This is a genomic window from Frisingicoccus sp. (assembly GCF_048388605.1).
Taxonomy (GTDB): domain Bacteria; phylum Bacillota; class Clostridia; order Lachnospirales; family Lachnospiraceae; genus Frisingicoccus.
In genome coordinates this window covers 1-6823 of sequence record NZ_DBGCTU010000026.1, presented here as the reverse complement: position 1 = coordinate 6823, position 6823 = coordinate 1, and the positions used below count along the sequence as shown (strand labels likewise).

The window sequence follows — 6823 nt, the reverse complement described above, 5'->3', positions numbered from 1 at the left end:
CGCCTTTTTCGGGCTGGTGGCCTGTTTGCTGTCGGCAAGCTGCTTGCGGATAGATGGCCGGGGCTTGCGAATACTCACATCACGGCGCTCATCTTTGTTAATCATGGCATATACCCCGTGTCGGTCTTTTATGCTGGTAAAGCACAGGGACTTATAGGGCAGCATGGCAAAGAGCCGGTCATTGTCCTTGGTGGAAGCCAGTGCGTCAAAGTGCGGTGAGATCTCCACCATAAAATGTGTCTTGTTGGGGCTGTTGGGCGCGGACAGATCTTTCAGCTTATCCACGATGCGCCGGGCCTCGGTTTCAATCCGGCTGTCATGCAAAGCCGTAACGTGGGCTTTGAAGTCGCCGGGGACGGCCCGCCCCCGGCTGTGCTGCTCCTGCCGTAAAGCCTCCTGCAGCACAGCCGGGTCATGGGGCTGGGCCTCATACCGCAGGAAATTTCCCAACACCCGGTCAGGGCTTCCGTCAAAATACTGGCCATCCGGGATGTCACGGGTTCCATGCTCATAAAAGAGCCGGTTCACGCTCACCGGCTGGGAGGCTTCAACGACGTGCCGGAAATGCTGCTGATAGCCCAGCTCATAGAGATTACCCCGGATGGTGCCGCCCTGTGTGCCGGTCAACTCCTCCGCATAGGCCAGTATCTTGTCACGGGTCTGTTCTCCATTTACCATAACAAAGGGATGCGCTGGATGTGTGCAAATGGCATACCACAGAACAGTGTAAACGGTGTTGTGTCCAAAGAAGCTCTTTCCGAAGAAGATGCCGCACATCTTATCGAAACAAATCTGCTTATAAAGTCAGAGGCAGGCTTTAGCTTAAACTTCCCGCACTTTACCGCAGAGCAGTTTGGAAAATTTGTTTCACTGTTTGAGATGACTGATAAAAAGCTCAATGATCTCCTTGCGGAGTGGATCGTAACTGTGCGCAATAATTTTGAAAATTTCGTTCCGAAACACCTACACGATCAGATCAATCAGTGGGTTAGCTGTTATCTGCATCAGATCATTGGATATGTTACAGATGAGCTGATTCGCCGTGGTATCCTGCGTAAACCCGACAATGAAAAGCCCTTAACCGATGGCGTATTCATCGTTGAAGGAAAGTACATCAATCCCTAAATAAGTTTACCGCCGAGCATAACTATACTGGTTACGCTCGGCGGCATTAGCATATTATTGAAGGCTACTATTCTCTCAATTCTGTTTGGATGATATGTATTTGAATCATTTTTATGAAATCGTGCTTTTTTGCATAAAAAACCCTTGACAAATCTCGTCTCACTAAAACATACTTGTCCAGTAGGGCACGAAGATACCCTTATCTCATTTCTGCCGAAGATGATGAATTGTGATTGCAGGCAATGCACAGCAGTATCCATGTGCGAAATCTGCGATTTCCTTGTTGGACAACATCTCAGACCCTTGAACAATTTTGAGAAATTAGCTACGCACCGATGGTGCTGATTTTGAGAATCGGATTACTGGCTGATTATTGTTTCGTACAGTTCAGCGTATTAAGAAAAGTTAAGCAAAGATAAATAATGAAAAGTACTAACACGAAAATAATGGCAATCTTTCGGTTCTTCCTATATGCCTTGTCGGAAAGAGGGTGATTCTTATTACGAATAGGCGCTAAAATCAAAATAACAATGGTAGAAAGTACAACAAGCACCATTGCGAGACTTTGTAAATTTAAACAGGTTAATACCTTTGCAAAAGTCCAAGCAACGAAAAAAGTGAAATTTGAACTAACAAAGCACAGTTCATGTGTTTTGGCATGGTACCCTCCACAAAACACCCGCTAGCCAATGTATGTCAACAGAAAGATAGCTCCATCCTCAATGCCGTTGAATAGTACAGAGACAAGTAGAATGGACAAAGCTGATGTTAACGTAGACAAAAGCAATTCAAACCCATATAGGTATATCGGCCTGCGAGAAGAGGCTATATTTGTGTGACGCATTAGAAAATCAGTACAACTAGATGCACACGCTTTTAACATAAAAATCCTCCAAGTCTGTGGTCTACCTAAAATTATAACAGATAGATTATCGGCTTGGGGGATTTTTGATTTTATGGTGTGAATTTTTGTATTAGATGGTATTTTGCATCATTGCTATAGATATGAATTGATTTCCAGAAAACTGATTATCTAAAGTCCCGTTGTATTTTTCCACAGTGTCGCGAATGTTAATAAGACCTAATCCATGCCCGCTTTCTTTTTTCTTGCTGATTAAAGTATTGCCTGCAATGAAAGGATTAACTAAAACGCTGTTAATCACTTTAAAAAACAAAAAAGTCTCTTTTTGCCAAAGTGTAACTTGGACAAAGCGTTCTTGTTGGTTGGGGATATTAGCGCAAGCTTCTAGAGCGTTGTCAATTTGGTTTGAGAGAACAGCACAGATGTCCACACTGGAAACATGTATGGGTTCCGGTAATTGAACCTTATAAGTAAATGCAATATGTCCTGCCGTTGCTTCTGATACTTTGCAGTTTATGATTGCATCGATTACATCGCATCCGCTATGACAAAGTTTTGATTCGCGATATGTTATCGCAAGTAGTTTGCAAACATATTGTTCCGCTTCTGTATCTTTGTCCAACATCCCTTTTAAGGTCTTTAGATGGTTTGTAAAGTCGTGAACCTGTTTTGCGATCAATCGCTGATTCTTATGGAGTTGCTGATAATTTCTTTCCATTAACTCATTTGTCAAAGAAATCATCACAGTCTCTCGTTCTTTCTTTATATATTTTGAATGTATCGAAATGATGGTAATGATTGCTACTAAGCAGCTCATTATAAATATCCACGAAACGACAATAGCTATCTGCATGACAAACAGAGAATCAGTCATGATTAGGCTGAGAAGAATTGACATAATAATGTAGCATGATGTGGTGATTCCGAAAAGAATCCCCAGATATCTCTTATCGAATTGTCGGATTTTTTCATATTGAGCCCCCAATAGGAAAAACAGGGATACTTGGAGAGCTTTGTTTATTACTGTATATATTGTTCTAATGGTTCCAATTTTCATCATCAGTTCAAATCCATGGAAAATATCTTGGGATTGGCCGATGATCATGCTCACACTAAAGCCAACTACATAATCTAGGGTATGTAGAAAAAATAAAGTAAGCATGCAAGATACGGCGCGGAGCAAAAGACGACCGTTCGATGTAAGTTTCGTAATACAAATAGAATATGTTGCAGCTATAACTATGGTTAAGTATGAAAAGGATTCCCACATGTTCATAAAGGTAACTATAGTTGTCATTACACATGTTGCCGCTAGAATCAATAGAATGTGTTGCGGATTCGTGTGCTTTTTACCGCTTATGCGTGTTATTGTGCTGATAACCAACAAGGATTCTATAAAGGATGCAGATAATTCCACGAGGGTATAAAGAAGCATAATTGGGCTTCCTTTCTGTTTTTTTGCAGCTAAATATTCCACTCTCTGATGAGAGCTAACTTCAAATTTTTGAGCATGCGACGGCTAATTGCCAGGCGCTCGTTAGTGGTGAGTATCACTTCTGTGCCCGTTATCTGTTTAGCAAAATCCACGTTTAATATGCATCCGCGGTCAATTAGCACAAAACGGCTGTCATTCAGCGCCTCCAAGAATTCTTTCACTCCTCTGTTATCGAAAATTGAGGCTGAAGCGAGTGTTTCAATGCTCAATTGACGCCCGCCGCGGCGGATATATTTAATGTTGGAATAAGGTATCCGATAATATTCATTATAATGAGTGACAGTAATGGAGCGTTCTTCAATATGACGCAACTCCAGAAATCCACTGTCGAGAGCTTCGTAAAGTTCTTCATCAATATTTAGCTTATAAATATATCTGAAAGCCCGGTTTTTACAGGCTTTGGATCCATATTCAATATGGGATGTAAGAAAGATAATGATAGGAGCGGGGATACGTTTTCGAATCTCTTCGGTAAGCTCAAATCCGTTCATACCTGGCATATCTACGTCCAAAATAAAGATATCGGCGGGGTGCCCAGACTCAATTTCCATTATAAGATATTCGCCACATTGAAAGGTTTGAACTACTGTCTGGAGTGCGGTCTCTTGCTGATCAAGATAAATTTTGATTTTTTCGGCTACTTCTTCCAATTCATATGGATTATCATCACAAACGGCTATTTTTATCATGAGGTTCCTCCTGAAAGAGATAGGATTTCTTTTTATTTAAGTCTATAAAGGTTGCCGAACTAGAGAACACAAACAAAACATATATATCATCGGCTGCTTTTATGTTTTTGGGGTTACGATTGCTGTGGTAGACGTAACTGCCGATATGCCTATCGGCAATATGATGATATATTTCCAGTACAACAGCATCGATAGAGGCTGAGCGATATTTTGAACCCGTCCAACGTGAGATCCCTCTCCGAATGTCCTTTTGGTCGAGATTGCAGAACCTATCTGGGTGCGGAAAGGTGAATGGCTGTTGTACATCTCCAAAATAAGGCAGAAAATCGTTGTCACAGTATATACGTAAAAGTTCAAAAAAATCGAGTCCTATTTCTACCAAGTCACAAAATAAATAAGTAAGATTATCTACGCCAGACAAAATACGCATGTGATGAGACTCCTCTTTTAATTGGTGATCTGTATATTGCGTCCGAGGTCGAACTTCCTCCGAATATCATCATAAAAGAAATTATCGAAACGCTTTCCAAGATGAGTCCCCAAGAGCAACAGCACATACTGGAGTATATTCAACTGTTTGAGAAATTCCGGAGCTTGAATAAATTATAACACAGGTAGCGAAGAATTTCACGGATTTTGTCTAATCGGTAGCATTATTTAATATTAACGGTAGCGCGTATTCACTTGAAGTGGATACGCGCTATTTTTATTCATTATTTGCATTGACAGATCAAAACCATTTAATCTCAAAAATATACCACTGTGACAAAATGGAACAACTCCCGTTTTTAAAGTAGTATCATTAAGTATACAAATGGAACGCATATTTTTTTCCGAGAAAGAATGGGACTCTATTGAAAGCCAGGAATTCCGATTGCTTTTTACCGTGTATCCATTTAAACGCTATTTTCTGGTATAGCTCGGAATTAATCCAAGAGAAGGTGAGGATGAGAGAAATTGCTTTATAATGTGATCCTATCCGTTCCGATCGTTTTGCTGTTTTGTGTTCTCCTTTATAAATGCCTGCTTGATTTCGGCCTTTCCCAAAAATCCGCGAAACATGCTGTCCTGCCGGAGGAGGACTTCGATTGCAGGGCGGCATATCCTAATGAATGGAAAACGTTCGGCTTTGCGCTCGGCGTTCGGGTTTTGGTCATGGTCGCTGCCCTGTTTTGCATCATGATCGGATCGAATGAACAAGTGTCGCTCTGGGACTGCTTGGAAAAGCTCAGATTGTGGGATGCAAATCACTATATCAATTTAATTGACAAGGGATACAGCGCGTATCAGGAAAACGGAGAGCATCTCTTTCTGGTATTCTATCCCTGTTACGTCTGGTTTGTCCGAATCGTGAAGCTTATCATTCCGAACACCGCGCTGGCAGGCGCGCTCGTTTCGGCACTGTGCTTTTCATGGGGGTGCTGCTGGGTACACAAGCTGGCGTTTGAAAGCTATGATAAATCGGTTGCCGATGATGCGGTGCTGTTCCTGTCGGTTTTCCCGTTTTCGTTCTTTTTCGGTACGGTCATGACAGAGGGACTGTTTTTATTGACGACGGCGGCTGCGCTTTACTATGCACATAAGCACAAGTGGCTTGCCTTTGGGATTTGGGGCGCTTTTGCGGCGCTCACGCGGATGATCGGCATTTTGGTTGTTTTGCCAGGCGTTATAGAGTTTTTCAAAAGCGTTAAACCTCTTGTTGTTCCGATCAAGGCGTCGATGAAAAGGCTCGTCCAAAAGGCAATGTACATTCCGCTGCTGTTCTTGCCCTGTTTGGGAATGCTCGGCTACTGGCTTTTGAACTATCTCGTAGACGGCAATCCGTTTGCCTATGTGATTCATCAGCAGCATTGGTATCAAGGTCCGATGTGGGTCACGGATACGCTGAAATATATCGTGAGCTATCTGGGCAGGCAGTTTCAACAATCTATGGCATGGGCTGTGTGGCTGCCGGAGCTGATTTTATTTATCGTCTTTTTTGCCATTCTTGTTCTTTCGTTGAGATCCCGCAAAAATTCTTCGAGTATCTTAGCATATGCTTTTTGTTATTTGATCGCAAACTATTCGCTCTCGTGGCTGCTGAGCGGCGGCCGATACCTTTCGTGCGGGTTTGTGTTCTTCATTCTGCTTGCCGCTCTGGTTAAGAATAGGTCGGAATTGCGGACATATGTAATTGTGGTCGAGTCGCTTTTTCTGGGAATATTCCTGTTTGGCTACGTCTCCGGAGCACAGATCATGTGATGTTCGATTGTGGAATAGTAATGTCAAAACATATGGGCCGCCATAATTCAAGCCCCAGAAAGATAGGGATCTGAATTATGGCGGCAATATATTCAGAGTTTTTAACCTAGTACTGTATCCGGTTAGCAATAATAGTTCACGTTTATAAAGATTTTTGCTATACTCCATTAAAAACGGTATTGGAGGATGCTGCAGGGCTTTCCACCCAGCACACGTTCCACCTGAGCATCGGTAACAGACACCCCGACATCCCGGCGAACCTGTTCCTTTGTTTCGTCGATGCATCGGATCATGCCGAGACGCTTCTAAAAAAGGGCGCAATACCCCCTTGTACCTTGAGGGCTTGAAATTTGCCTGTGTGGAGGATTCGTCAATCTATCTATGAAGCTGTCGGAAACTTCTACAGTTCCG

6 protein-coding genes and 2 pseudogenes are annotated in these 6823 nt (G+C 42.5%); 2 read left to right on the top strand and 6 right to left on the bottom strand.

What is annotated here, in order from left to right; genetic code table 11:
- Window positions 1-678, bottom strand: a 678-nt coding sequence (locus tag ACMN7X_RS05885; RefSeq protein ID WP_418746554.1) for a hypothetical protein, incomplete at its 3' end; no start/stop codon positions are given.
- 18 nt (window positions 679-696) lie between these two features.
- Here ACMN7X_RS05885 and ACMN7X_RS05880 point away from each other — a divergent pair.
- Window positions 697-1125 carry a hypothetical protein gene (locus ACMN7X_RS05880; protein WP_418746553.1) on the top strand — a complete coding sequence of 143 codons (429 nt, stop codon included), beginning with the start codon at window positions 697-699 and terminating at the stop codon, window positions 1123-1125.
- 370 nt (window positions 1126-1495) lie between these two features.
- On the opposite strand, the pseudogene ACMN7X_RS05875 reads toward ACMN7X_RS05880, so the two are convergent.
- From ACMN7X_RS05875 to ACMN7X_RS05860, 4 genes and pseudogenes are all read right to left on the bottom strand, one after another.
- Window positions 1496-2008, bottom strand: a pseudogene (locus ACMN7X_RS05875) (accessory gene regulator ArgB-like protein).
- Between the two features lie 91 nt (window positions 2009-2099).
- On the bottom strand, window positions 2100-3422 hold the full coding sequence (locus ACMN7X_RS05870) for a sensor histidine kinase (RefSeq protein ID WP_418746552.1): 1323 nt from the start codon (window positions 3420-3422) through the stop codon (window positions 2100-2102).
- A 29-nt stretch (window positions 3423-3451) separates the two neighbouring features.
- Complete coding sequence (locus tag ACMN7X_RS05865) at window positions 3452-4171, bottom strand: LytR/AlgR family response regulator transcription factor (protein WP_417111382.1); 720 nt, start codon at window positions 4169-4171, stop codon at window positions 3452-3454.
- Window positions 4149-4601, bottom strand: coding sequence for a hypothetical protein (locus tag ACMN7X_RS05860; RefSeq protein WP_417108786.1), 453 nt, complete (start codon window positions 4599-4601; stop codon window positions 4149-4151). Before ACMN7X_RS05860 ends, ACMN7X_RS05865 begins: the two co-directional genes overlap by 23 nt.
- 527 nt (window positions 4602-5128) lie before the next feature.
- Here ACMN7X_RS05860 and ACMN7X_RS05855 point away from each other — a divergent pair.
- Window positions 5129-6412: a glycosyltransferase family 39 protein gene (locus ACMN7X_RS05855; RefSeq protein ID WP_418746551.1), complete on the top strand. Its 1284-nt coding sequence runs from the start codon at window positions 5129-5131 to the stop codon at window positions 6410-6412.
- A 185-nt stretch (window positions 6413-6597) separates the two neighbouring features.
- Here the strand turns inward: ACMN7X_RS05855 and ACMN7X_RS05850 are convergent.
- Window positions 6598-6711 (bottom strand): annotated as a pseudogene (locus ACMN7X_RS05850) (plasmid segregation actin-type ATPase ParM); the annotation flags it as partial.
- Window positions 6712-6823: the final 112 nt, after the last annotated feature.